21 protein-coding genes are annotated in these 26,044 nt (G+C 32.3%); 9 read left to right on the plus strand and 12 right to left on the minus strand.

Annotated elements, in window-relative coordinates; translation table 11 throughout:
• Positions 1 to 96 precede the first annotated feature (96 nt).
• The 3 genes from ACODSB_RS21950 to ACODSB_RS21960 form a co-directional block, all read right to left on the minus strand.
• Positions 97 to 267, minus strand: a complete 171-nt coding sequence (locus tag ACODSB_RS21950) for a hypothetical protein (protein WP_488938580.1) — start codon at positions 265 to 267, stop codon at positions 97 to 99.
• 214 nt (positions 268 to 481) lie between these two features.
• On the minus strand, positions 482 to 1,150 hold the full coding sequence (locus ACODSB_RS21955) for a BON domain-containing protein (protein WP_488938581.1): 669 nt from the start codon (positions 1,148 to 1,150) through the stop codon (positions 482 to 484).
• A gap of 63 nt (positions 1,151 to 1,213) precedes the next feature.
• Complete coding sequence (locus ACODSB_RS21960) at positions 1,214 to 1,741, minus strand: general stress protein (RefSeq protein WP_488938582.1); 528 nt, start codon at positions 1,739 to 1,741, stop codon at positions 1,214 to 1,216.
• Between the two features lie 263 nt (positions 1,742 to 2,004).
• Here ACODSB_RS21960 and ACODSB_RS21965 point away from each other — a divergent pair, with 263 nt between their 5' ends.
• Both ACODSB_RS21965 and ACODSB_RS21970 read left to right on the plus strand, forming a co-directional pair.
• The gene (locus tag ACODSB_RS21965) at positions 2,005 to 2,442 is read left to right on the plus strand and encodes an OsmC family protein (protein ID WP_488938583.1); all 438 of its coding nucleotides are present in this window, start codon (positions 2,005 to 2,007) and stop codon (positions 2,440 to 2,442) included.
• A gap of 101 nt (positions 2,443 to 2,543) precedes the next feature.
• A complete protein-coding gene (locus tag ACODSB_RS21970; protein ID WP_488938584.1) occupies positions 2,544 to 5,036 on the plus strand; it encodes a cation-translocating P-type ATPase in 2,493 nt (830 codons plus the stop codon).
• Between the two features lie 8 nt (positions 5,037 to 5,044).
• Here the strand turns inward: ACODSB_RS21970 and ACODSB_RS21975 are convergent, their stop codons facing one another.
• From ACODSB_RS21975 to ppsA, 6 genes are all read right to left on the minus strand, one after another.
• Positions 5,045 to 6,448, minus strand: a complete 1,404-nt coding sequence (locus tag ACODSB_RS21975; RefSeq protein ID WP_488938585.1) for an MBL fold metallo-hydrolase — start codon at positions 6,446 to 6,448, stop codon at positions 5,045 to 5,047.
• Between the two features lies 1 nt (position 6,449).
• Positions 6,450 to 7,280, minus strand: a complete 831-nt coding sequence (locus tag ACODSB_RS21980; RefSeq protein ID WP_488938586.1) for an ATP cone domain-containing protein — start codon at positions 7,278 to 7,280, stop codon at positions 6,450 to 6,452.
• Between the two features lie 96 nt (positions 7,281 to 7,376).
• Entirely contained in the window at positions 7,377 to 7,826 is a 450-nt protein-coding gene (locus ACODSB_RS21985) for an Hsp20/alpha crystallin family protein (protein WP_488938587.1), read from the minus strand.
• A gap of 118 nt (positions 7,827 to 7,944) precedes the next feature.
• Complete coding sequence (locus tag ACODSB_RS21990) at positions 7,945 to 8,994, minus strand: response regulator (protein ID WP_488938588.1); 1,050 nt, start codon at positions 8,992 to 8,994, stop codon at positions 7,945 to 7,947.
• Positions 8,987 to 10,177, minus strand: coding sequence for a PAS domain-containing sensor histidine kinase (locus tag ACODSB_RS21995; RefSeq protein WP_488938589.1), 1,191 nt, complete (start codon positions 10,175 to 10,177; stop codon positions 8,987 to 8,989). The genes ACODSB_RS21990 and ACODSB_RS21995 overlap by 8 nt, the downstream gene beginning before the upstream one ends.
• Before the next feature lie 90 nt (positions 10,178 to 10,267).
• Complete coding sequence (gene ppsA, locus ACODSB_RS22000; protein ID WP_488938590.1) at positions 10,268 to 12,673, minus strand: phosphoenolpyruvate synthase; 2,406 nt, start codon at positions 12,671 to 12,673, stop codon at positions 10,268 to 10,270.
• Between the two features lie 251 nt (positions 12,674 to 12,924).
• Here ppsA and dinD point away from each other — a divergent pair, with 251 nt between their 5' ends.
• The 6 genes from dinD (at position 12,925) to ACODSB_RS22030 (ending at position 22,486) form a co-directional block, all read left to right on the plus strand.
• On the plus strand, positions 12,925 to 13,797 hold the full coding sequence (gene dinD, locus ACODSB_RS22005; RefSeq protein ID WP_488938591.1) for a DNA damage-inducible protein D: 873 nt from the start codon (positions 12,925 to 12,927) through the stop codon (positions 13,795 to 13,797).
• 77 nt (positions 13,798 to 13,874) lie between these two features.
• The gene (locus ACODSB_RS22010) at positions 13,875 to 14,315 is read left to right on the plus strand and encodes a hypothetical protein (RefSeq protein WP_488938592.1); all 441 of its coding nucleotides are present in this window, start codon (positions 13,875 to 13,877) and stop codon (positions 14,313 to 14,315) included.
• A 1,232-nt stretch (positions 14,316 to 15,547) separates the two neighbouring features.
• Positions 15,548 to 17,011 carry a tetratricopeptide repeat-containing protein gene (locus ACODSB_RS22015; protein WP_488938593.1) on the plus strand — a complete coding sequence of 488 codons (1,464 nt, stop codon included), beginning with the start codon at positions 15,548 to 15,550 and terminating at the stop codon, positions 17,009 to 17,011.
• Between the two features lie 9 nt (positions 17,012 to 17,020).
• Complete coding sequence (locus ACODSB_RS22020) at positions 17,021 to 18,568, plus strand: toll/interleukin-1 receptor domain-containing protein (RefSeq protein WP_488938594.1); 1,548 nt, start codon at positions 17,021 to 17,023, stop codon at positions 18,566 to 18,568.
• Positions 18,565 to 22,011 (plus strand): nSTAND1 domain-containing NTPase, encoded by a 3,447-nt coding sequence (locus ACODSB_RS22025; RefSeq protein ID WP_488938595.1) that lies wholly within the window; start codon positions 18,565 to 18,567, stop codon positions 22,009 to 22,011. Before ACODSB_RS22020 ends, ACODSB_RS22025 begins: the two co-directional genes overlap by 4 nt.
• Before the next feature lie 310 nt (positions 22,012 to 22,321).
• Positions 22,322 to 22,486: a PTS sugar transporter subunit IIBC gene (locus ACODSB_RS22030; protein ID WP_488938596.1), complete on the plus strand. Its 165-nt coding sequence runs from the start codon at positions 22,322 to 22,324 to the stop codon at positions 22,484 to 22,486.
• Between the two features lie 506 nt (positions 22,487 to 22,992).
• Here the strand turns inward: ACODSB_RS22030 and ACODSB_RS22035 are convergent.
• From ACODSB_RS22035 to ACODSB_RS22045, 3 genes are all read right to left on the minus strand, one after another.
• Positions 22,993 to 23,901, minus strand: a complete 909-nt coding sequence (locus tag ACODSB_RS22035; RefSeq protein ID WP_488938597.1) for a helix-turn-helix domain-containing protein — start codon at positions 23,899 to 23,901, stop codon at positions 22,993 to 22,995.
• Positions 23,902 to 23,912: 11 nt separating this feature from the next.
• A complete protein-coding gene (locus ACODSB_RS22040; protein ID WP_488938598.1) occupies positions 23,913 to 24,404 on the minus strand; it encodes a hypothetical protein in 492 nt (163 codons plus the stop codon).
• A gap of 103 nt (positions 24,405 to 24,507) precedes the next feature.
• On the minus strand, positions 24,508 to 25,326 hold the full coding sequence (locus ACODSB_RS22045) for an oxidoreductase (protein ID WP_488938599.1): 819 nt from the start codon (positions 25,324 to 25,326) through the stop codon (positions 24,508 to 24,510).
• A 311-nt stretch (positions 25,327 to 25,637) separates the two neighbouring features.
• Between ACODSB_RS22045 and ACODSB_RS22050 the strand changes: the two genes are divergently transcribed.
• On the plus strand, positions 25,638 to 25,901 hold the full coding sequence (locus tag ACODSB_RS22050; protein WP_488938600.1) for an IS3 family transposase: 264 nt from the start codon (positions 25,638 to 25,640) through the stop codon (positions 25,899 to 25,901).
• Positions 25,902 to 26,044 lie beyond the last annotated feature (143 nt).

Consider the following 26,044-nt stretch of genomic DNA (forward strand, 5'->3'; position numbering starts at 1 on the left):
CTAATTATAAAAATGTAGCTTAACTTTTTCTCCAGTTTTTGTTTGCATATCCAGTATTGTAGTTTTCATATTTTAAAATATTTACAGGATAAAATGTCAAAATTTATCTAAGTCATTTACTTCAGATTCTTCTTCATACAGATTTGAAGGTGTGTTTAAATCTTTTTCATATTGTTTGCGATCTTTATTGTTTTGTATAAAGATGTAAATCATCACAATTAAAATGACGATGCTCATAAATGTTAATATGATCCAGCCTGGTTCCATGATAGTGATATTTAAGAGTTAGCTTTTTGATAGTTTTGTCTTATGTTACTAATCAGAATTACGGCTGTGATTGCTGTAATTGCCATTAAGGCTATTATTGTTTTCATGATTTTTTATTTTAAGATTTATTTTTTTAAGAAACTTTAAAAAATGAAATTGGTATCTGTTTTTTATAAGGTTTAATAAAAGGGAGAATTTCATCTCCCTTTTAAAGTTATTCTGATATAGCATATTTATGTTCCACAACAAGCTGATTATCTACCGACCAGATACCAGGGGTTTTCCACACTATTTTTTCTGCTAAATCTTTTTGAAAAAGTGAAGAAACAGCTCCTGTTAATGTCACCGTTGTACCATTAACTTTAATGAATATGTTTTCAGAGTGCAGTGTCCAGTTGCTTTCTAAGGCTCTTACAATATTTTTTTTCTCAATTTCATCCTGTACTTCAGATTTTATTTTGATACGGTTGGTTACGCCTTTAACACCAGTAAGATGGCCGACGGATTTATTGGCGGCTTCTTTTTGATAATTCCAGGTTACCTGACCCTCCAGAGTGACCCAGCCCTTTTCAACTTTAATCTGAATCTTTTCCTGAGGTACATTCCAGTTATCTGTTAGAGCCTTTAAGACATCGTTGGCAATATCTTCATCAGACTTGGTATTGCTGGAGTATTTGATTTCAATTTCCTCAACAACTGCTTTGACGCCATCAACATTTTTGGCAGCATTTTCAGCTTCAATTTTTTTATAATAGCCATCTACAGTTCCCATGAGCGTCACTACGCCGTCTTTGGCGGTTACACCAATTTCAGCGGCATGCAGCTGCGGTTCCCATTTAATGGCATTCTGAACATCTCTTTGCAGTTCTTCATTTGTTTTCATATCGTTTTCATTTAGATATTTAATATTAATAGTAGCTTAATTTGAAATTTTAGTTTTTATCTGCTAAAGGTGAAAAGCTTCGTTTTGTAATAAAGTTTGGTTTTCTTTTTCCTGTATCGAATTTTGTTTAGGAACATGAGTATTAAGTGTGGTTCTCATAATTTCAATGTTGTCATTTGTTTCCTTAGCAAAGAGTACATATTTACGAGCTTTTACTTCGGTTTTATATTTTATGGTTTTGTCTTTTGAAAGTCCCATACCTATTAATGGCAGCGTAGCTCCCAGAAGTATAGCTACACACGCATATATGATTGGTATTCTAAAGTATGGAAGACTTGCGGTGAAGTTGAAAATAAAAAGTAATCCAAACAATAATCCGCATAGCCCTACAGCAAATAATCCAGTAGTACTCCATTTTTCCATTTTATCATAAATATTAAAGTACCCAAGGATGTTTTGTTCCGTATAACAATCTGTTCCAATTATGGAAAGTTTTGTAACGTCGTAACCACTTTTTTTTAGTTTTTTGATTGCATCTTCAGCCTGCTGCTGTGTTTTATAATTTGCTACGAATAATTGTTGATTTTCCATGGCTGTCTATTTTTTTAGTTAGTGTAAGATTTGATTAGGTTTACAAATCATTAGAATCTGTACAACTCTATATCTTAAATTTGCCATTAATTCCTTTTGATTTGCTATGTAAAATTGCATTAATGCACAAAAAATACAAATGATCTGAATCATTTGTATTAATGACTTTTAGCACTTTTATTTTTAGTTTTTAATTTATTACCGGATAAAATATATGTTGGATATCATTTATTACTAGTGAGCAACTTACTAATTTAGTTATTATGAAAACTTTACAAGAATATCAGGTAGATTTAGAATGTCAGGTGAATGGAACTGCAAGAGTAAGTGCCGTTATCTTTAATAACGATATAGAAGTATCATCTTATTCCTGTTTAAAAAATCTCGATGAAAATGCATGGTCGGCAGAACATTTATTTCTCGCGGCTGTAGAAAGTTCTTATATGACAGCATTTTTTAATACAGCCAAACACAAAGGAATAAAGTTTAAGCAGTTCAAAAGTACCGCCCGTGCATCTATACTACTATCAGATGAATTTTTAGAGATAACAGATATCGTTCTAAGACCTATAGTAATTATTGAGGAAAGAAACCAGCTTAATAAAACACTGAAAATTTTTTCACTCTGTACTCAACATTGTTTGGTTGTGAATGCTTTAAAAGTACGGCTGCATATATTTCCGACGATTAATCTGCAATGACAATAATGCTTTCTTTCAATACTTTAAAGCGGCTGTTAAAGCAAAAAGTTATTTCGTATCTTTAAGATATTATACTGTGATCTAATTTATCTACATAACCTATGAATAAAAAGGAACAAGAATTACAGGGACTAAATGTTCACGAGGTACTTGATTTTAGAGCAAAATTTGGAGTAAATAAGTATAATTATAAAAAAGAGAACAGGTTTTTAGATTTCCTAAAAAGCATTTTTGCAGAACCAATGATTCTTTTATTACTCATTGCAGCCGGAATTTACTTTATCAATAGGCAATATAGCGACGCAGTATTTCTTACCGCTTCAATTTTATTAATTGCAGCAATTTCCCTTTATCAGGAAAAGAGAAGCCAAAATGCTTTGGCAAAATTACAGGAATTCACAGAGCCTTTGTGCAAAGTTATTCGTGACGGGAAACAGCAAAATATTAAAACACAAGATATTGTTGTTAGTGATTTGGTAATTGTTGAAGAAGGAGGATTGGTTCCCGCTGATGGTGTTATCATACGTTCAAATGATTTTTCAGTAAACGAATCGATACTTACTGGTGAATCAATGAATGTTTTTAAAGATAAAGAAAAAGAACATAATAAAGTTTTTTCGGGAACTACCGTTGTCAGTGGATTGGCTATATTTAAAGTAAAAGAAATAGGCAATGAAACAAGGTTGGGCAAAATAGGAAGCAGCCTCGAAGCTATTACCGAAGAAAAAACGCCTTTAGAACATCAGATCGGGAATTTTATAAAAAAAATGGTTTTTGTCGGAGTTCTGGTTTTTATTCTGGTATGGGCTATCAATTATTCAAGAATAGGTAATGTTTTGGGAAGCCTTTTGGTAGCGCTTACTTTGGCAATGAGCATATTACCAGAGGAGATACCGGTTGCTTTTACAACATTTATGGCACTGGGAGCACGCCGATTGATGAAAATGGGCATCGTAGTCAAACAAATGAAAACAGTTGAAACCCTAGGTAGCGCCACCATAATCTGTACAGATAAAACAGGTACCATAACTCAGAATAAAATGGAGCTCGCCGGTCTTTATTTACCGTCAGGGTTAGATGCAGACGTTAATACTTTTAGAGAATTAAAAGAAACTGAGGATCTTATAACAACCGCTATGTGGGCCAGTGAACCCATACCTTTTGATCCGATGGAAATAGCACTGCATAATACTTATAAAAAGTTTACAGCTAAAGATTTGACGGCCAATTTTAAAATGATTCATGAATATCCGTTATCAGGAAAGCCGCCTATGATGACTCATATTTTTGAAGATGATGGAGGAAATCGAATTATTGCTGCAAAAGGAGCACCTGAAGCAATTTTTGAAGTTTGCCATCTTACAACTAAGGAAATAGAAATCGTACTATTGGCTATGGATAAACTAACAGGAAAAGGTTACAGGGTTCTTGGTGTTGCCCATGGTCTTTTGGAAGGAAATAGGTATCCTCAAACACAGCAGGAAATTTCATTTCTATTTAAAGGCCTGGTTGCTTTCTACGATCCGCCTAAGGATAATATTTCGGAGGTACTACAGTCTTTTTACAAAGCCGGACTAGGAGTTAAGATTATTACCGGAGATAATGCCCGCACAACAAAAGCTATTGCTCAACAAATCGGTTTTAAGGGATTTGATAAAGCCATTACAGGCGATGAGCTAATGAAGTTACGTGATTCAGAATTACAAAGTAAAGTAATGGATATCAATTTGTTTAGCCGAATGTTTCCCGAAGCAAAACTAAGAATTGTCAACGCTCTCAAAGCAAATGGACAAATTGTTGCCATGACGGGAGACGGTGTTAATGATGGGCCTTCACTTAAAGCAGCTCACATAGGTGTTGCCATGGGAAAAAAAGGAACAGCTATAGCAAAAGATGCTGCCTCCCTTATTCTGGTAGAAGATGATCTTTCTAAAATGGTAGAGGCCGTAGCAATGGGAAGAAGAATTTATACGAATCTGAAAAAGGCAATTCAATATATTATATCAATACATATTCCCATAATTCTAATCGTTTTTATTCCACTTGCTTTAGGATGGATTTATCCGAATATATTCAGTCCGCTCCATGTAATTCTGCTAGAACTAATTATGGGACCAACCTGTTCAATACTCTATGAGAATGAACCTACTGAAGCCGATACCATGCAAAGAGGACCAAGAGCATTGACATCTACTTTTTTTAAGACAAAAGAATTGATAACAAGTATTTTGCAGGGAGTTGTTATTACTATAGGAGTATTAGGTATATATCAGTGGTCAGTATACAATCAATGGAATGAAAACAGCACACGAAGCATGGTTTTTTTAACTTTGATTACGGCCAATGTCTTGCTCACATTAGTAAACCGATCTTTTTATTATTCATTATGGGTAACACTTCACTATAAAAATTTTATGGTTTCTCTTTTAATAGGCATTACGGTGCTTTTGGTTATACTACTATTTGCAGTACCCTTTTTACGTTCTTTATTTAATTTTGAAATGCCTACATTTTTTCAGTTCATTACGTGTGTTTTGGCAGGATCAGTATCCGTATTATGGTTTGAGGTTCCAAAATATTTTAGAAGGAAATGAAAAATCTATTAGATTTCTACCTCACTTCCTATCAGCGGAACAGCACAGTTAAAACCATATCGCTCCTGAATTTTAATTCGAAGTTCATCTGCCGGAAGATTTTCTCCATGTACTAAGTAAATACATTTGGGAACATTTTCAAGTGATGAAAGCCAGTTTACAAGATCTTGCTGATCTCCATGAGCAGAGAGTCCTTCAATCTGAACTATTTTAGCCTCTACGTTATAGTAGTTGCCGTATATTTTAATTTCATAGGCACCTTCTAGAAGTCTTCTTCCACGAGTACCCTCTGCCTGATATCCTACCATTACAACAGTAGTTTTATCCAGGCCTATATAATGCTCGAAATAGGATAATACGCGACCTCCTGTGGCCATTCCGCTTGCGGCGATGATTACCTTCGGCTGAGGATCTTCAATAATTCGCATAGTCTGTTCGTATTCAGAAACTATTTTAAACATTTTACACATTTCGTGGCAGTCATTAGCAGAGAGTTTGTGCCATTGCATATTCAGTAAAAAAATATCCAGGACACTTGCACCCATAGGTGTATCCAGAATATAAGGAACATTTGGAATTCTGCCTTCCGTTTTAAGCTGCCATATCAAATACATTATGGATTGTGCTCTTTCAACAGCAAATCCTGGAATAATAACAGTACCTTTTTGTTCTATAGTGGTATTGATATAGTTTTCAAGCTCTTTTTTTGCATCCAGATCAGGATGAATACGGTTACCATAAGTACTTTCTAAAAAGAGATAATCCCCTAGTGTGGGTTTTGTTGGCGGAAACATCAATACATCGTCATCGCGTCCTATGTCACCTGAAAATACCAAAGTTTTGCCTTCAAGTACTAGTGTAATAGTGCAGGCACCTATAATATGTCCTGCACCAGTATATGTAGCAGTAATATCAGAAGCAATGTCAGTTGAAATGTCAGTTGAAATGTCAGTTGAAATGTCAGTTGAAATGTCAGTTGAAATGTCGGGTTGTACGATTTTAAAATAGGGAAGAACAGCTTCTGCTTGCTCTAAAGTATAAAGAGGTTCTGCTTTTTCATGCTTGGAATAATGTTCTTTGTTAGCTTTATTAGCTTCTTCTTCCTGAATTTTAGCACTGTCTAAAAGAACAAGTTTGGCCACATCTCTAGTAGGAGAGGTGCAATATATTTTGCCTGTAAATCCCTGTGCAACCAATCTCGGAAGCCATCCGCAATGATCGAGATGACCATGGGTGAGAAGTACATAATCTATTGTGGAAGGTAAAACGGGGAAAGGCTCCCAGTTAAGTCGTCTAAGCGTCTTAAGCCCTTGAAAAAGCCCACAATCAATCAATATTCTAGTACCATTACTTTCTATGAGTGTCTTTGAGCCTGTTACAGTTCCGGCGCCTCCAATAAATTTTATTTTCATTTTAAATAAGTTTACAAATTTGTGAAGCTTCTTTTAATACATTTCTGATTCGGTTTTCACTAATTCCTATTTTATGAAGACTTTTCGAATCATTGATAAGATCTTTTACAAGTATTTGATCCAGAATAAGCAATTTTTCTTTTTCAACCATTGAGAGTGTTGTGAGACAGGTAATCGGGTAGAGTCCTCCTTTATCTATTTTATTTTTAATGCTGTCATTTTTAGGATAATCCCAGCTTAAAAGAGTGATGCCGCTACAGACAGCAAAATTTTCAGCATCTTTTGTAAATCGGTTGTTAGTTACTATTATACAGGAATCGATGTTTTCGCTTCCGCTAAAAATAGTGTGCTGTTTTGATTTGAGATCATTAAACCGTGACAGAATATACATGGGTACTTTTACATCTGATGCGCCTTCTCTGCTGCTGTGGAATTTACACTCAACCATCCAGAGCTTGTTCTCTTTTTTAAGGGCTACATCTACTTCATGCGATACACATTTTCCCTGCAGGGTTAGATTTGTCCTTGTCTTATAGCCTTCAGCGGCATAAAGTCTGGATATGAATTTTTCAAAGAAAAAACCGGCCGGCCCAAGCATTTGTAATGCATAGCGCAGGTTATATCGCGCTGCATGTGCGTTTGATGCTTTCTTTAAGATCGCAAATGCCAGCTTGTATATTTCCTTGGTTGTTATGCCTTCATACATTTGATTTTGTATCTGTGCAAGGGACTCTTTGATAAGATCAGGAGCAGCTCCCGATTTTTGAAGAGAAAGTTTTAATTTTTCAATATCGAAAGGAACGACATGACCTGAGTGTTTAATTACTTTCATGCTATTCAATATTAAAGCAGATTCTGATTATTAATCAAAATATGACATAAGATGTGCCTAAAAAAATATTTTATAAGCACATCTTATTTTTTTGGTTTATCCTATTTTAATTTGTTTTGCAGGAGTTTTAGGACTGCTGTTCTTTTTGGGTAATGTAAGCTTTAAAATGCCATTTTTATAATTAGCATCAATTTTATCGGCTGCTACATTATCTGGTAAAGCAAAAGAACGGCTGAAGGAGCTATAAGAGAATTCTCTTTTTCTAAAATTTTTATCTTCCTCTTTTATTTCTTCTTCTTTTTCAGCGCTTATAGTTAATACCCCATTTTTAACCTCTGCTTTGAAATCTTTATTCTGAAGCCCGGGCGCAGCAAGTTCAATTTCAAAATTTTCGGCATTTTCAATAACATTAACATTGGGCATAAAAGCTCCTTTTTGATTTGTAAAAGCAAAAAAGGATGGTATGTCCAGAAAACCATCATTAAAGAAATCTTCAAAAATACTTGGTTGAGAACCATTTTTCTTAGTTGGCACTAGTGTTGTCATGATATTCTAAAATTTAAATTAAACATTTAATTGAATTGTTAATCAAAATTAGAGCAGATTATCGGCAGATAAGATGACGCAAATCATGTGAGAAATTGATACTCATCACATTGAAAAATTAGTTTTTTATTCTGCTTAGTTTTTCTAAATTAAGAATATGTATAGTACTGGAAGTCTTTTCTATTAACCCTTCTTCTTTAAAATCGCTTAAAGTGCGGCTTACAGTTTCAGGTGAAGTTCCGGAAAAAGCAGCAAGATCATCTCTGGAAAATTTAATACTGGTTCCATCAGAGCTATGTTGTTTTAGCAGGTGTACAATGCCTTGGGCAATTCTTTTTCGTACTGACATATAGGCAATCTGCAGCAATCGTTCTTCTTTTTCCCGCATATCATTTGCGAGAATTTTAATGAATTTGGCCCCTACATCAGGATACAGAAAAAGTAGTTTGTCAAGTTGTTCTGTTGGCAAAAAGCTTAAAACGGTTTCTTCGAGTGCGATCGTTGTATCGTTATAGGTATCGTTTGAGAACAGTATACTAATATCAAGATAATCGTTTTCTTTATAAACACCCGTAATAAGTTCACGTCCTTCCTGAGTAAGTTTTACGGTTTTGACTTTTCCGCTTATGATATAATAGATCCCTAGTACATGATCGCCTTCGTAATGAATATATTGATTTTTTTTATAATGTCGCGTACTGCGATCAAGCATGATTTCTTTTAGTTTTACGAGACCGTCTTCTTTAGAAATAACTGCGTTGAGGTTTTCTGCACTCTGTCCATAAAAAAGTTGTTGGAGTTCTTTTTTCTTCAACCGGGCTTCTATTGCCTTAAGGAGCTCAATATCATCAAATGGCTTGGTAAGATAATCATCAACTCCCAGTTCCATTCCTTTTCGGATATCGGCTCTTTCCGCTTTGGCAGTCAAAAATATAATAGGTGTTGCTTGTGTTTCAGGGTGTTTATGGAGTATATGTAAAACGCCATATCCATCAAGTTCAGGCATCATAATATCACATAGTATTAGATCAGGCAACATTTTAAGCGCTGTTTCTACTCCTGTTTTTCCATTAGCCGCGGCAAAAACCTCATATCCTGATAGTTCAAGTATTTCAACAACATTTTCTCTGATATTGTCATTATCTTCGATGATAAGTATTTTAGTCATAACGTGGCAATTCAATGGTAAATAAGGTTCCTTTATCAATGGCGCTTTTAAATGAAATAGTACCATGCAGTAGTGATACATAGCGTGAAACAATATGGAGTCCCAGACCGGTTCCGGGAATATTTCCTGTATTATGTGCTCTGAAAAAAGCTTCAAACAAATGTTTTTGATCTTCCTCTGGAATACCAATGCCATTATCTTTAACATTGATTATTATCATAGTATCCGTGATAGAAGTCGATAGTTCGATTTCGGTTTCCTCTCCTGAATATTTTATAGCATTGGATACAAGATTTATGATACAATTTTTGAGTAAGTTTTTGTCCAGCTTTACCAAAATAATTTCATTATTTGGTATGCTAATTATCTTTTGTTTCTTTTTTGTGAGAAGCTTCATTTCTCCTATAATTTCTTTTATAAAATCCTGCAGATTAAAAGTTGATATTTCAAGAGTAATTTTATTCGACTCTGCTTTTTCAAGAAGTAAAAAATCATTCAAAATTGTGGTCAGGTTTTCAATGGCGCTTTTGATTTTTCGTATATGGGTTTCAATTTTTGGATTATCTATGCTTTCTACATAACGCTGAAGCAGGGCAGTGGAAAGCTGAATTGTACTCAAAGGTGTTCTAAATTCGTGGGAGGCCATAGATAATAGTCGGCTTTTAATTTTATTAAGTTCTTTCTCTTTTTCGAGGGTGTTACTCACCTCTTCTTGTGTGGCGGTTAAGGCTTCAATGGTTTCGTTTAACGTCTGCGTACGGTCTTTTACTAGTTCTTCTAAATGCTGAGTGTATTGCATTAAACGGTTTTCCGCTTCTTTTTGGTGACTCATATCATGAATGAAACCTGCAAAAATTCTTTCTCCCTCAAATTTAACTTCACTTACTCCAAGTCTGAAAGGAAATATGTTTCCGTCTTTTTTCCTCCCAAGCACATCCCTGTCATGTCCAATAATATGCGGAATTCCGGAAGATTTATAATTTTGTATATAAGAATCGTGTTTTTCTTTATCAGGAGAAGGCATTAACAGTGAAATGTTTTTGCCGACAACTTCATCAGGAGTATACAAAAAAAGCCGGCAGGCAGAAGGATTAATCGATTCAACAATTCCTCTTTCGTTGATTATAATGATTCCATCGATTGCATTATCAATAATTGCCTTTAAAAGTGCTTGATTTTTCATGTCGCAATCGATTTGTTTTAAACAAATTTCGTGAAATGTTTTTGATAATCAATGTTTTGTTTTTTTAATTTTATTATTCAAGAAGCTCTTTTAGTGTAGAGAACCATTTCTTTTAACCTTAATTGTCGCTAAAGATTTGTTTATATTTTTAATGCCATTTACCAAAGCATCAGCATTAAAAGAAACACTATCGATTCCTGCCGTTACTAAAAATTTTGTAAAGTATGCAGAATCACTTGGCGCCTGTCCGCAAAGTCCAATTTTCTTACCCATTTTCACAGCGGTATTTATCATTTGGAGTATGAATTGTTTTGAAGCTGGATTTTGTTCATCAAAAAGATCCGCAATTAATTCAGAATCTCTGTCGATGCCTAAAGTAAGCTGTGTTAGATCATTGGAACCGATAGAAAAACCATCAAAAATGGCAGCAAACTCTTCGGCCAGTAATATGTTGGAGGGAATTTCTGCCATTACATATATTTCAAGGCCATTATTGTGCTGTTTTAAACCGTATTCTTCCATTAGAGCGATTACTTTTTTTCCTTCTTCGGGAGTACGACAAAATGGAATCATGAGTTTTACATTGGTAAGTCCCATTTCATCGCGAACTATTTTCATCGCTTCACATTCAAGTCGGAATCCTTCGCGGTATTTTTCATGATAATAACGGGAAGCGCCACGAAAACCAAGCATTGGATTTTCTTCGTGAGGCTCAAAAAAAGAGCCTCCGAGAAGTTGAGAATATTCATTACTTTTAAAATCACTCATTCTCACAATGACTTCTTTGGGATAAAAGGCGGCTGCTATTGTAGCGACACCCTGTGAAAGCTTTTCGATGAGGTAATTTGGTTTGTGACTATAATTTTGCGTTAGTTCTGTTATCGCTAAACTTTGATCAGGATCCATTACTTTTTCCGGATGAATCAGGGCCATCGGATGTATTTTCACATCATGGCTTATTATAAACTCAATTCGAAGTAATCCTACGCCATCATTTGGATAAAATGATAAATCAAATGCTTTCTCGGGTTCAGAAGCTATGAGCTGTATTTTTGGTTTTTGAGGGAGCTGGATTTTACTGAGTGGGACAGTTGTTTGCAGGTATTTCAATTTACCTTTATAGACATTACCGGTTTTTCCTTCAGCACAGCTTAGGGTAATAAGATCTCCGTTTTTAATAATTTCAGTGGCATTACCTGTTCCTACAATTGCTGGGGTTCCCATTTCCCTGGCTACTATAGAGGCATGACTTGTTCTTCCTCCTTTATTGGTAATTATTCCAGCCACTTTTTTAAGAATAGGATCCCAATCCGGGCTGGTAAAATTAGTAATCAGAATTTCGCCGCTTTGTAGTGCTGAAGCCTCTTTCGGCGATAATAAAATTCTCGCAATACCACAAATTATACGGTTTCCTACAGCCTCACCCTGAACTAGTGCGATTCCTTTTTTTTCTAATTTATAAGTAGTAATTGCTATTGGCTTTACTAGAGAATGCACCGTTTCTGGTCTGGCCTGAATAATATAAAACTCGCCATTTAAGCCATCCTTTGCCCATTCAAAATCCATGGGTTTATTATAGTGGTCTTCTATAATGAGGGCCCATCTGGCCAATTTTTCAATTTCGGAATCTTCAAGGACAAATTTGTTACACCATTTTCGGGGGGTAATTTTTAGAATTGTCGAATTAGTACCGGAAGGGTTATCATTATAAATGAGCATCTTATTTTTTGCTCCAAGATTTTTCTGTAAAATAGCTTTTTTATTGTTTCTAACGGATTTTTTAAATACAAGAAATTCATCAGGAGTTACGATACCTTGCACGATTGTTTCGCCTAAACCCCAGGTTCCCGCAATATGAATGACATCCAGAAATCCTGATTCGGGTTCTAATGTAAATCCGATACCGGAACAAGCTAAATCAGAACGAACCATCTGCTGTATACCAACAGAAAGAAATACTTTTTCATGCTCAAAACCATTATCTAGTCTATATTTAATAGCTCTGTCTGTATAGAGTGATGCAAAACAGCACTTAACCGCATATATTAGAGGCATTGTACCTTTAATGTTTAGAAATGAATCGTGTTGTCCTGCAAAACTTGCATTGGCTAGATCTTCTGCCGTTGCACTGCTTCTAACGGCAACGGCCAGATCTCTGCCTTCAGATAATCGAACGTATGCGTCTGAAATTTCAGTCTGAAGATCAAGGGGAAATTTTGCATCAAGTAGCAGCTTTCTCGCTTTCTCACCAATTTCAGTTAAGTTGGTAAAGTCTTTCTTATCCAAAAGTTGCATTAATTCATTTAGCGCAAAACTTAAATGATTGTATTCTATAAAATCTTTGTATGCAGTTGTTGTTATGGCAAAACCATTGGGAACTCTAATGCCATGAGGACTAAGATTATTGTACATTTCTCCAAGAGAAGCGTTTTTCCCTCCAACTTTATTAATATCGTTAATTCCGATCTCACTAAACTTTAAAATATATTTTTTCATTTTCATTTCTTTTAAATCTCTTTTTGATGGCTTTTAATTTTATTTTAAAGATAGTTTGACACGTAAAAATTAAAAATGATTGTGATCATCTTTTGATATTTATAGCTTTCTTATAGGGTGATACAAATCATTTTTCTGCTTAAATTATTAAATGATATTTGCTGTATTCGATTATAGCTAAAATGTATTGAGGATAATTTTAATTTAAAATAAGTTTAGAAAATAATCTCAGATTTTAAATAAAAAGCACAATGAAAGCAAATAAATCACAAAGCAAAAGCATATCGATATTTGAGAAACTCAAAAAAACAGATAAGGCTTGTAATGAGTATTGGAGTGCAAAGGATCTTGCAAAATTGTTAGGGTATTCCAGATATAGTTCATTTATTAAAGTGCTGGATAAGGCAAAGGCTTCCTGTATTAATACAGGTCAGGAGACAGCATCACATTTTAAAGACTTTAGTGCAATAAAATCAGTTGGTAATGATTTACAAAGAAATGGAGGTGATGTAAAATTATCACGCTATGGCTGTTATCTTATAATTCAAAATGCAGATCCTACTTTAAAACCGGTATCGCTTGGACAAGCCTATTTTGCAATACAAGCTCGTCTGCAGGAACTGAACCAACAGCAGAAAAGTAAAAATTTTAAAATGGTAAAAAACCGAAGATATTTTCTTCGCAAAGAATTGGCTAAGAGAAATCTTCAGTTGGCTGGAGCGGCACGAAAAGCCGGTATTGTTAAGCCTGCAGATTATGCCTTTTTTCAAAACCATGGATATAGAGGACTTTATGGTGGTTTGGATGTAAAAGCGATACGCAAGATTAGAGGTCTTGATTCTGATGAAAACATTCTCGATCATATGGATAGTACAGAATTAGCAGTCAATTTATTTCGTGTCACTCAAACCGCTGAAAAGCTAAATGATGAAAATGTGCAGGATAGAGTTGAGGCTAATAGTATACATTTTGCGGTTGGATTAAAAGCTCGTAAGGCAATTGAAGACATCGGAAATACATTGCCAGAGAATATGCCCTTAATGGAAAGTATTACATTGCAACAAAAGCATGATAAAAAATTGCACTCAGAAAATAATAGTAATAAGAAAACATCAGCTAGTTGAAGATATTGAGTTAAAATAAAATCTTTATAAATAATGCTTTAAAGTAAAGATTCTTAAGAAATTAAATAAGTAATATTATGAAAAGAAAGTTTTATATACCAATTGCCATCATTATGCTTTTATATTGCTGCCAGAAAAAGGATTGGATAGATCCAAATGAAAATGACATAGAAATAGATTCAGCTGAAATGTCCGGCATCAATGATAATCTACTTAGAAAGTGGTTCGCATTGAACAGAGAATCAGACAGTATAATTAAATCGGCACAGCTAACTATTGATAAGCAAAGAGATGAAGTCGAATCTCATCCACAGGACGAGCGGGAATACATCAACACGTGCTTAGAAGATGCTCAGAAGCAACTTAACCTACTGAAGGAAAAAGTAAAATTTACTAAACAGTTTGCTGGGGATATTAAGCACTATGATCCATCTTTACAACAGACTATTGACTCATTAGAGGAAGATTATGTTCGGGAAAAATATAAACTGGAAGTTGCATTAAAAGAGTTGAAATAGTGTGAATAATCAACAGTATTTTAAATTATAACTTAGCAGAAGTTAACTTACTAGTTTTAAATTTGCTGCGTTTGAATTGTTTAACATACATCTTCCAAGATTTTGCCGCAAACCTTTGTACAATCTGATTTTGTGGCTCTAATTGTACTTCTTCACATTGTATCTTATTTGTATCTCAAATACATTTTATTCTATGCAATACTGTAGAGTTAATTTCTGGAAGTGTAATTAGCAAAATATTTCAAATCTAGTTGTGCTGGCAAATGAAACCGGTTCTGATGAGGAAATTAATTTTACTTCGCGTACGCTTCTAGTATTAAATTCATTCCTTCCTCGTTCAGTATTTGCTGCACTTTTTGAGGCGTAATTTTACTTTTAAATTCTTTTTCACATTCCATTATTAAAATTTTGTTAAGACAAAAGTAGTGAATTTGTTTTAGTGTGTTGGTTTTTAGTGCTTTATGAATGGTTTGAATTTAGTCAAGTTGACCTTACTGGATTTACAAACCGTTCATTTTTATAAGTTAAAGTGGATTAAATACTGTAAAAAAGATATAAAAAAAAGCTAAAACTTTCGTTTTAACTTTTTTTTAAGAGTGACCCTTACTGAACAATTTACAAATCATTTTATGAACGATTTAAAGAAATTAGCTTATTTTCAAGTGAATTTGTAAGATAATTATTTTAAATTTTGGTTCAGAAGTGGTTTATATATATCGTAGAGGTTAAATGTTAAAAATCGTTAATTACTATTTATGAAAGAATATATAAAATAATGTGAAATCAATTTTTATAGATTCTATTCGAGACCGTACTATTTTATATCCTTTTTAGCTGAGAATTAAAAATATTGAAAATGTATTTATTGTTCAGAAAAACAGGTAGTTATACCTGTTTTTTTGTAGTTTAAACAGTTTAAATTTGTTATGTAATAGAATATTTATTGAGAGTCAAGATGAATTCTTACTGAAATTAATCATTACCAATATTATTAATTCGATTTCTACTCCTTATTTTAATTTCGAAGCCGACCCCACATTAATACATCAATCTATATTTAATTTATTTATATATATAATGAAATATAGATAGGCGTAATGTTAATTTTTCTTTTTTCAATATGAGAAAATAACACCAATTTTATATTCTTAATCTTTTGACATGTCATGCTTGTAAATTAAGAATTTAAAGGAACAAATTGAATAAGTATTGTTAATAAAAACAATTTTAATATGTACACCAAAATTCTAACAGATACGGCAATTAGTTTAGCTAAGGGTATTTCAAAAAAAGTACTTGGAGAATTATTAAATTCTGTAAAAGGTGGTAATAAAGGTATTATAGTGCCTTATCGTTCTGAAGATAATGAAAGTGTTATTTGTTTTATTCATGGGTTTAATGGAAAACCAGGTTCAACATTCGATCCTATTCCCAAATTTATTATTGAAGAAGCTGAATTAAGTAGTTGGAATGTATTAAGTATAGGTTATGCAACAGACTTAATGCCTAATATCGGAAAAGGAATATGGTCTGCAACACCAGATATAGCTAAGGTTTCAGAATATTTACGAACCAATCTTAAAACACTTTTAAATAATTATAAACGTGTAGCTTTAATTGGGCATAGCATGGGTGGGCTGGTTATACAACGAGCAATCCTAGATATTGATGATGAAGCCGATTTTAATAAGATATCGCATATATTATTATACGGAACTCCAAGTGGAGGACTTAGGAAAGCATGGTTTTTCAAATGGTTTAAGAACGCTATAAATGATATGGATGATCAGGGAATGTTTATTAAAACATTAAGGGATGACTGGGATGCAAAATTTAAAAAGGAATATCCTTTTTATTTCGCTGTAATTGCTGGAGAACTAGATGAGTTTGTGCCTATTAAATCAAGTTTATTTCCTTTTAGTGAAGAATATCGTTGTATTACAGCTGGAAATCATATAACAATGGTAAAGCCTGAAAGTAACCTTGATACATCATTCCAAGTTTTAAAAAAATGCCTTAGCAATAAAACGCCATTTCTAATAGGTAATGATAAAGAAATAGGTAACCAGCTAGCCAAATATCGTGACGAAATAAAAGTTTTAGAAAAGAAATATAACGCAAATGATCTTGATAAAAATGGATTTAAGAGGTATATTTTTGCTTTGGAAGGTACTGGCAAAATAAATGATGCTATTACACAACTAGAAGAATCGGAATATTTGAAATCACACACTGACTTTATGGGTATTTTAGGTGGCAGATACAAAAGGAAATATCTTGTTGATACTAGTAAAATACTTTTAGAAAAGGCAATATATTGGTACAATAAGGCGCTTGTTTTATCAATTGAAAAAAAAGAAAGTAGCCAAATTTACTATCATGCAATAAACCTTGCATTTTTATATCTTATGGAAGATGAAACTAACCATAAAAAGATTACAGGAATGGCTCAACTTGCTTTAGATCATGTTGAGCTTGCGAAGTACGGGAGTTATTGGGAAGATGCCACAATTGCAGAGGCCTACCTATATTTAAATAAAATTAATAAGAGTAAAATGCACTATAGATTGGCTGTTAAAGGATGTAATGGCAATATCCGAGAAACAAGTTCTATGCTCATAAATGCTATTTATGCATGTAATAGTCTAAATAGACTAAACTGGAAAACAGATATCCAAAAGATTTTAATTAATTAAATAATTGCTATGCCAATAAATTTAGACATTATTGCCAATTCTATTAAAAATGAGAAATGCGTATTAGTTTTGGGACCAAATTTATATTATAAAGAAGATGAAGGAAAAATAACAGACCCTAAGTTATATTTTGCTCAATTAGAAGACAAATATGAAAGTTCTATTTATTTTTCAAATGAGCAATTATTTGCTATTGGTAGTGATGACCACAAAACTTCATTATTAATTGATCTTCAGAGATATTATAAAGGAGGGGGAGATGTTAACCTTTTTGAGCTAATTTCATCAATAAAGTTTCCTTTGATTATCAATGCGTCACCAGACTATGGATTAATGGAATTTTGTGAAAGAAATGAAATTGATTTAAAGTTTAATGCATTTGACAGAAAAGATTTTAAAAAAGAAAATATTTCCTTCAACTGTGATTGTCCTTTACTTTATAATATAATGGGAAATGCTAAAGACTGGAATCAAATTATCATTGAACATAAAGAACTTTTTGAGCATTTTCAGAAGCTTCTACCTCTTAATTCTATGCCAGAATCAATAGTTGAATTTCTTATAAAGTCCAACTGTTTTATATTTTTAGGTTTTGAGTTTAATTCATGGATATTTCAAATGGTTAGCTATATACTATTAAACCAAAAGGAGGGAGAAGTAAACAATAGTAAGAAAAAATATTGCTATTCAAAACTTTCAGAATCTGACAGGCAAAATGTTATTGATGGTAAATTAAAAAGAGAAATTAATTCTAAAACTATTGACAATAATTTTTCTATGTGTCTAATGATGGATTCCACTTTTCAAATGAAATTTACCGATATAACTCCGGCAAAATTAATTTCAGAAACAGCTGAGGAGTTAAAAAAAAATGAAACTGAAATTAAAACCCCCATTGAATTAAGAAAAACTCGTGATGTAAAAAACCAAAAGCGCTACTCCGCATTTTTATCTTATGCACACTTTGAAGAACCAGATTTGCGAGAAAACCAGAATGATATTATAGAACGTGAGAAACTTCGTGATTTTAATCGCATGTTTATAAGCGATTTTGAATCAACGAAAAGTGATAATACCCATATTAAACTTTTAGTAGATGAGAATGAATTACATTATGGGCAGAGTATTGACTCTTTTATGACGAGAATAGGTAAGGGAAAAGCAGTAGTTATGATTATTACGGACAAATATTTTAAATCGCAATATTGTATGACTGAAATGTCTAGGATTTTTAAATATAACAACAATGATGAAAGGATTTTTGTAATTAAAGTTAATGATAATTTGAAGGATGATGAATTCTATAAAGAATACTGGAAAAAAGAAGTAATAAATTTGGTTTCAAAAGAGACTAATAATTTTGATGAAATAAATAATGCATTAAGTTTTTCTAACCACTTTCCAAATTTTTCTAAAAAAATTAATGATATTAAGTATTTAGAAATAAATCTTTCTGATTTTTATTATATTGAAAATGAAGGGTATAGGCTTAATGAGGAAAAAACAAGTCACTTGCATAGTAAAATAATCGATATTGTTAATAAACTGAAAGCATGATAGATGTACATGGACCAAAATACAGATTCCCAGGATTAAATTCCTATTCTATAAAGGATACCGAAATTTTTAAAGGTCGGGATAATGATTCTTCGAGTCTTTATGCTAAAATAGCATTGCACAAAACTATAGTGTTGCATGCGGAATCTGGAGTAGGAAAAAGTTCGTTAATTCAGGCCGGCCTTTTACCTCTTTTAGAGAAATCTGATGAGAACTATTTTACAGTATCTTTTTGGCTTACTGAGGTTGTTTCTAATGATGAAGATCATAATCTTTTGGTAAACTATGTTATTGGAAAAATTAAGAATGAAATTTCTAAAATTGATCTCAAAAAAAATGAATTTTTAGAAGGACAAGTTGATTCTCTGTGGAAATATTGTAAAAAATTAGAATTCTCGGGTTATAAATTATTACTAATTTTTGACCAGTTTGAAAATTTGCAAGTATTTACACCTGTCCAAATAAAGAAATTTAAATTAGAATTATATGATTTAGTAAACCATAAAATACCTCAACAGATATTTGCTAATATTGAAAAAAAGTTTGCCGACATGTCTGAAACTAGTCTTGAATTTAATGATTTTAATCAGATTTACTTATTCCTTAACAAGCCTAGTGTTGCTAAATTACTTTTTGTAATAAGAGAAGACAAACTAGGAGTTATGAGTTTACTTTCAGATTATTTTCCTGATATTTTAAAAAATGACTTTATTATAAAACCTCTTCAGAATACTGATGCTGAAAAGATATTAATCGAAACATTGAAAATTGAGGGAGATTTTACATACAGCAGTTTAGTCCTTGATCCAACAATTGTGAGAAAAATTGTTGATGAAATAGCAATACGTTCAGCCAAACATCTTTCACATTCAGATGAAAATTTAATAGATCCTATACTCCTGCAGATTGCTGCTAGGGAACTTGAGGAAAACGGAAAAGATGTACCATTTGATATAACAAATCTTGTAAATACCGCTGAAAAATCGTTTAATATTAAATGCTGGCTTAAAGCCCAAAAAGCGGTGTCATTATCTAGAGGTGAATATAATAACCTTGAAAATAAAATTATTTCGCTGTTAGTAATAGATGGTAGAAGAAGTTTAGCAGATTTTGGTGAAAATGAGGAGAAATTCCCTTTTAAAAATATATTAGATATATTAATATCAGAAGGGTATGTAAGAAGAATAGAATATGAAAAAAATACTTTTTATCAATTATCACATGATAGGCTGGTAGTTCCCCTCAAAGAGAAAATTGAAGAAAATAAAAATCGTAAAAATACTAGAAAAAAAGTAAGGATTTTATGTCTAGCATTGCTAGGAGTAGCTATTTTTTTTAGTTTCTATGTTAACAAGCAGAGGAATGAAATAAGACTTATAGAAGAATATAAGATATTAGGGGCCATTACTCAAAAAAACAATCCAACTTTTACTTATTCAGCACTTAAAACTTTTGAAAGCAAATACAGCAAAATACCAGATACTATAACGAGACTTTTATCAAGTTTAGAAGCTTCAAAATATACCTTTCAAACAGGTATATTTCCTATTTCAGGCAAAGTATTAGATTTAAAAAAAGATACTATTGCTAAAACAATCACCATAGTTGATAAAGCAGGTACTACTGTATGGGATTACAACAATTATAGTGTAAAAAAAAATGTGAAGCTAAAATCATCCGGTTATAATTTAAAAAAAATATGCTTCAAGAATAAAGATGCCTATTTGGTTATAAATGGTGATTCACTTGAAATACAATCGTTGTCCGGGTATGTGCAAAAAAAATTTCTATTCAAAGCAAGGGATGAGAATGTTGATGTTTCTAAAGATGGTAAATATATAGTTATTGGAGGTTTGGTATATAACACTGAAAATTCCATTAAGCCAATTGGTTCTTTACCTGTGTTTCCTGACATTAATGATCATGACCAAATGGCAACTATTTTCCTGAATGATAGTCGTCATATAGTAGCAGGATACTGGAGCGGTTATAAACTCATATTTCGCATTGATGATGATCCTCAAAATGGTATAAAATTATCAGCTGTATTACAGCCATATGGTGCTAAAAATAATTATGTAATTACAGCATTAGCTGCTGACGTCTCTAATAAATTTCTATATGTTGGTTCCAGAGATAAAATTATAGAAGTATGGAAAATTGATAGTCTTGATTTTCGTGATAGAGAATTTAAAAATCTTGATCAAATGCAAACTATTAATCGAATTGTTCAATATACTGGAAAAGATAAAGTAATTCATCTATTGACAGGCCATACAGATAATATTAATTCTCTGGCATTATTACCGGATAATAATTTACTAATAAGTGGAAGTGATGATAACACTGCAATTATATGGGATTGTAAGAAATGGAAACAAGTTTCTATTTTGCGGGGAAGGCAATCGAGAATTATTCAAGCTAGTTTTATCGATAATAAAAACCTATATACTGTCACAAACGATGGCCTTGTTTTTTTGTGGAGCAGAGATAAAATAAAAAAATTATATAAACATAATAAGCTGTCTAATTTTTCGCCATTTGATTACTATACTGTTGGTCTAGGTAAAGACTTTAAATTTAAAGACAGTATTTATGATAATTCGACAACAAAAAAAATGCTGTCCAATACGATACACTATATAATATCAATGCCGATTATTAACCAATATCCAGATAATGATGAATATTTAAAAAATATAAAAAGGTCGCTGAGTGAAATCAGAAAAATGTACAAAGCGGTCATTGCTAAATCTGACTTTTCAAAAACTACATCTGCTGAAAATAAAAAAATGCTTTACATACTTTATAATGAGCTCGAATATCGTAAGTCTGATCTTCTTGTACAAAATCAAGATGAAACAGAAGATTATGTGATGCAAAAACGGAGAAAATATTATACAGGCATGATTAAAATGTTAATGGTTGACACATCATATACTGACATTATGAAATTGAAAGAAGTTTCAAATAATTTAAGTTCAATATCCTATTATTTTTATAATTTATCAAAAAAAAATAGAAATAAAGATAAATTTATTACTGAGACTTATGAATTGCAAAATCAAAGGTGTATATTATTGGAAGTTTTCTATAGAAAATATCCATCTGATGGGGATTTGAAATTAATTTTGTCACAGAGCTATGGTGCTCTAAGTTATTATTGTCTTTTTAACGATAAATATAAGGAAGCAATAGCATACGCTAAAAAAGGCATCACACTTGTACCTGATCAAACTGAATGGGTTAATACTAATTTGGCATTAGGTTATTTGCTTTCAAAAGATTTTAAAAGGGCAGAAAACATATATATAAAGTATAAAGGAAAATTAAAAGACTCCTTTCTTTCTGATTTTTCAGAGCTTGAAAAAGCTGGGGTTATTACTACTAAAGACAAGGAAATATTTGCCGAGGTAAAAAAAATAAAGGAAATACTGAGATGAAAATTTAGTAATTAATTATTATTAGTCCATACATCATAGTAATAGACTTTGAAATGTATAAATAAAATTTTAGTATGTAAAGTTTTAAAAACCTATAAATACCTTATTGATAAAAAATCAAATAGAAGAAAAAGCATTAGTTGAATTCTTTCAAAGATTTTCTGAATTTGAGACCTCAGATAAAAGACATCTTGTAAATCTTATTCACCGACAGGTATTAATTTTAAAACTGGTGATCTATCATTAGGCTTAAATCAGGCATTTTTAAAAATATTATCAAAGAAAAGAAACCGAAAAACCAATAGAAAAAATGAATTTCATTGAGAGGAATGTTTCAGTAGAGAAAGCCGTTATTATTCTTTCCAAAAACGGCATTCAGGTAGATGAGAAGGAAGCTAAAATTATTTTGGAGTTACTGTATTTAGTATCAAAAAATTACGATAAACTAAAAGATAAAAAAATCCCATATCCTTAACGGGATTTCGAACCATCGTTCAGCTTCGATTAATTCTCTGATAGCGCCACTTTAAGACTGTTTATTTCAAACAGACTAAGAACTCCTTGTGAAAAATTCGAACCATAAAATATTAGGCTGTAAAGGCTTGAAAAATCTACAAATTTGTGCATAAAAAAAGAGACAACTAATGTATAGTTGTCTCCTTAAGTGATCGACGGGACAAATTTCAACAAAATTTATGGAAGATTTAAAGGTGTTGGCCTACTACATGTAGGCGCTGTCTTTCATTGGCTTAGTAAATTTGGTTTGGATGTCCTGCTGGGGATTGATGCCGATTTATAACTAATAATTACTGTAAATCTCGTATTGGCTTAGCTATTCAAAAATGTAATTTTTATTGAAAAAATTTAGTCGGAGAAAGAGGTACCGCAACCAATATTTAGATCCCAGTAATTACTGGTGTTTTCAGCAGCTTTAGTATTTGTCCGAAATAGTATGTTTCAACAATAGCGATAAAAGTTTCGTTAATTTAAATTTTTAAATTCTAATGGAGTTATTCCAGTTTTATTCTTGAATAAACGACTGAAATAATGCGGATAGTTAAAGCCTAGATTATAAGCGATACTGCTAATTGTTTCAGATTCGGCAAGTAATAAAGTTTTAGCTTTTTCGACTATGAAATTATTTACATGGTCTTTTATGGTATATCCAGTTTCTTTTTTCAGCAAGTCACTCAAATAATTTCCTGAAAGATGTATTTTATCTGAAAAATATTCAACTGATGGGATACCTGTTTCTGCAAATTTTCCACTTTTATAATAGCTGTTTAATATTGTATGAAATTGGCTAACAATATCTTTACATTGCGCTGAACGGGTATTGAATTGTCTTTCATAGTAACGTCTTGAGAGGTTGAGTAGCAATTCTAGCGATGATGAAATAACAGTTTGGCTATGATTGTCAATGCGTTCCAAAATTTCTTTTTGAATCATGGTTTTACAATTAGTAATCGTCTTTTGTTCAGAATCTGATAAATGTAAAGCTTCATGCACATTATAAGTAAAAAAGCCGTATTCATCGATATTTTGCCCCAAAGCCGTATTTCGAATTAAATCTGGATGGAAAAATAACATCCATCCCTTAATTTCATCTAATTGTTGTGCTTTTGATACAGACTGTACTTGGTTCGGGGCGGTAAAAATTAGTACACCTTCATCAAAATCATAATTGTTTCTTCCGTATTGCAAACCACAACTTTTGTCTTTTAAGCCAATTGTATATAATTCTGAGGTGTATTTAACGTCAATAAATTGTTCAGGAATTTCCCATTTTGAGACATCAATTATACTAATTAAGGAATGGGTAGGTTTGTCAAATCCAAAAATCTGATGCAATTGACTAATTGACTTTATGTTTTGAATATCTTGTTTCATATCATAATTATTTATAAAGTTTGCTGTAATAGTAATAAATAGTATTTGAGCCTCTGATGTAAAAACGAATCACAAATGAAAGCTGATAGAAACCAAATTGTAAAGCCAAAACTCATTCCTCTGGCAAAATCATTTTTAAAAAATAGAAATAAAAATAAAGATACTAAAAAAAGGGCTGCCCATAAAGGCCGTAACCAGCTGTATACTTTATCATCATTTTGTACTTTTTCAATTTCAGCTTTTATGGCATTTTCTGAATTGACTTTTATTGATTGCTGTATTTCCTTAAAATGTTCTGGACGCATACACATTTGAAATCCACCATAACCTACTAAGACTAATTGCAATAAAATAAAAGGAAGAATCATTCCTTTGTAAAAGAGCTGTTGAAAATCAACAAAATAAAAGAAAGCAATGATTGCCAGTATACCAACGCTCACCATTATTCGGCCTTGAATAACCTCGCCTTTTACCCATTGGGAAGTATGATTAATAATATCCATATTTATATATCGTTATTTAGGTTTTTACTTATTTTTAAGTTAAAAAAGTAACTCCATCATTTATTTAATTTAAATATTTAACGGAGTTACTATTATGGCTCAATCACTTTACTTGGCTCATTATCATTTTATCGTATACTTTGTCTCCAAACCATTTTCTAATAGCTATTGCTGGTTTTGCCATATAACCTTTAACATATCTGGTTTTTGGTTTTCTATCTGTAGCAGCTTTTGCAATAGTGTGCCCAAGTATATCTACCTCGGTCAGTTGTTTACCGGTATACATTTTAACTGTGTTTTCAGCCACTTTATTTGCAAAATTCGCATAGGCTCCTTTACTTGAAGTCTTCTTTAAATTTTCCGCTGCAATTGTTCCCCAAGCTGTTTTTATACCCCCTGGTTCGACAACCACTACGTTTATTCCAAAGTCTTTCAGCTCTAGACGTAAACAGTCACTCCAGCCTTCAACAGCATGTTTGGTGGCGTGGTACCAGGCCCCTAGTGGGGTATAAATTTTGCCACCCATTGATGAAATATTTACGATCCTGCCAGACTTTTGCTTACGCATACTTGGTAATACTAACTGTGTCAATCTTGCCATTCCAAAAAGATTAACTTCAAATTGTCTTCTTGCTTCGTCAAGGGGTACATCTTCAACAGCTCCATAAGAGCCATACCCTGCATTGTTAATTAGAATATCAATTCTGCCTTCTTTTTCCATAATAGTATTTACAGCCGTAACGATTGATGCGTCATCGGTTAAGTCGAGAGAAACTACACCCATTCCTTTTGCTTTCAGGTCATTCATTTCATCGGTACGTCTTGCCGCTCCATAAACTATATAGCCTTGGCTGTGCAATTGATTAGCTGTTGATTTTCCCATTCCTGAACTTGCTCCTGTGATTAATGCTACTTTTTTCATTTTTCTAAATTTTTATTGTTAATAATGATTTACACTGCAAATTTAGATCGAAGCATTAGGGTGTAGTAACACAGTAAAAGGAATGTCTAACACAAATTACGGAATGTACTATTTATGCTCCGTGGTGCAATATTATTGAGTCTGCTGTAGCCGTTGCATATAACTATACAATATCAAATAAATTGAATCAACTTTTATTAATTTAAGGTTAACCACATTGTTTTTTTTGATAGAATTTCTTTGTGAATGAGGCAGATTTCAGATTGATCCCCTTTTAAATATCCGATGTTCATTAAAAATTCATTTACAATTTGGTCACCACATATTATAGAAGGAAAAAACTAGAGCTTTCAGATACAGAATCTCGAATAATTTTATTAAAAAAAGAAATTACATCTATATTTTATGAATTTAAGCAAAGATATGGATACATGAAAATCACTAGAGAACTTCAAAATCGAGGATTTAAAATACAAATTAGGCAAGTAACTTTTTATATGAGAATGTTGGGTCTGCGTAGCAGATTTAAAAGAAAATATAAGATAACCGCAGCTATTAACATTCATTTTTATTAATGATCAATGCAGTTTTTTTAAAGTTATATTGATGGTTCCAATGCTGCAATAAATAATGAATCCAATAATTTGACATTACAGGATTTCTTTATTTTAATTTTTTTCGTTTATTATACAGTTCTCTAGATAACAGTTTTAAATAA

This window comes from Flavobacterium sp. FG68 (genome assembly GCF_057808895.1).

Excerpts from the sequence above, each read along its gene's own strand:
- ACODSB_RS21950 (WP_488938580.1), bottom strand. The coding sequence starts at position 267 with ATGGAACCAGGCTGGATCATATTAACATTTATGAGCATCGTCATTTTA.
- ACODSB_RS21955 (WP_488938581.1), bottom strand. The coding sequence starts at position 1,150 with ATGAAAACAAATGAAGAACTGCAAAGAGATGTTCAGAATGCCATTAAA.
- ACODSB_RS21960 (WP_488938582.1), bottom strand. The coding sequence starts at position 1,741 with ATGGAAAATCAACAATTATTCGTAGCAAATTATAAAACACAGCAGCAG.
- ACODSB_RS21965 (WP_488938583.1), top strand. The coding sequence starts at position 2,005 with ATGAAAACTTTACAAGAATATCAGGTAGATTTAGAATGTCAGGTGAAT.
- ACODSB_RS21970 (WP_488938584.1), top strand. The coding sequence starts at position 2,544 with ATGAATAAAAAGGAACAAGAATTACAGGGACTAAATGTTCACGAGGTA.
- ACODSB_RS21975 (WP_488938585.1), bottom strand. The coding sequence starts at position 6,448 with ATGAAAATAAAATTTATTGGAGGCGCCGGAACTGTAACAGGCTCAAAG.
- ACODSB_RS21980 (WP_488938586.1), bottom strand. The coding sequence starts at position 7,280 with ATGAAAGTAATTAAACACTCAGGTCATGTCGTTCCTTTCGATATTGAA.
- ACODSB_RS21985 (WP_488938587.1), bottom strand. The coding sequence starts at position 7,826 with ATGACAACACTAGTGCCAACTAAGAAAAATGGTTCTCAACCAAGTATT.
- ACODSB_RS21990 (WP_488938588.1), bottom strand. The coding sequence starts at position 8,994 with ATGACTAAAATACTTATCATCGAAGATAATGACAATATCAGAGAAAAT.
- ACODSB_RS21995 (WP_488938589.1), bottom strand. The coding sequence starts at position 10,177 with ATGAAAAATCAAGCACTTTTAAAGGCAATTATTGATAATGCAATCGAT.
- ppsA (WP_488938590.1), bottom strand. The coding sequence starts at position 12,673 with ATGAAAAAATATATTTTAAAGTTTAGTGAGATCGGAATTAACGATATT.
- dinD (WP_488938591.1), top strand. The coding sequence starts at position 12,925 with ATGAAAGCAAATAAATCACAAAGCAAAAGCATATCGATATTTGAGAAA.
- ACODSB_RS22010 (WP_488938592.1), top strand. The coding sequence starts at position 13,875 with ATGAAAAGAAAGTTTTATATACCAATTGCCATCATTATGCTTTTATAT.
- ACODSB_RS22015 (WP_488938593.1), top strand. The coding sequence starts at position 15,548 with ATGTACACCAAAATTCTAACAGATACGGCAATTAGTTTAGCTAAGGGT.
- ACODSB_RS22020 (WP_488938594.1), top strand. The coding sequence starts at position 17,021 with ATGCCAATAAATTTAGACATTATTGCCAATTCTATTAAAAATGAGAAA.
- ACODSB_RS22025 (WP_488938595.1), top strand. The coding sequence starts at position 18,565 with ATGATAGATGTACATGGACCAAAATACAGATTCCCAGGATTAAATTCC.
- ACODSB_RS22030 (WP_488938596.1), top strand. The coding sequence starts at position 22,322 with ATGAATTTCATTGAGAGGAATGTTTCAGTAGAGAAAGCCGTTATTATT.
- ACODSB_RS22035 (WP_488938597.1), bottom strand. The coding sequence starts at position 23,901 with ATGAAACAAGATATTCAAAACATAAAGTCAATTAGTCAATTGCATCAG.
- ACODSB_RS22040 (WP_488938598.1), bottom strand. The coding sequence starts at position 24,404 with ATGGATATTATTAATCATACTTCCCAATGGGTAAAAGGCGAGGTTATT.
- ACODSB_RS22045 (WP_488938599.1), bottom strand. The coding sequence starts at position 25,326 with ATGAAAAAAGTAGCATTAATCACAGGAGCAAGTTCAGGAATGGGAAAA.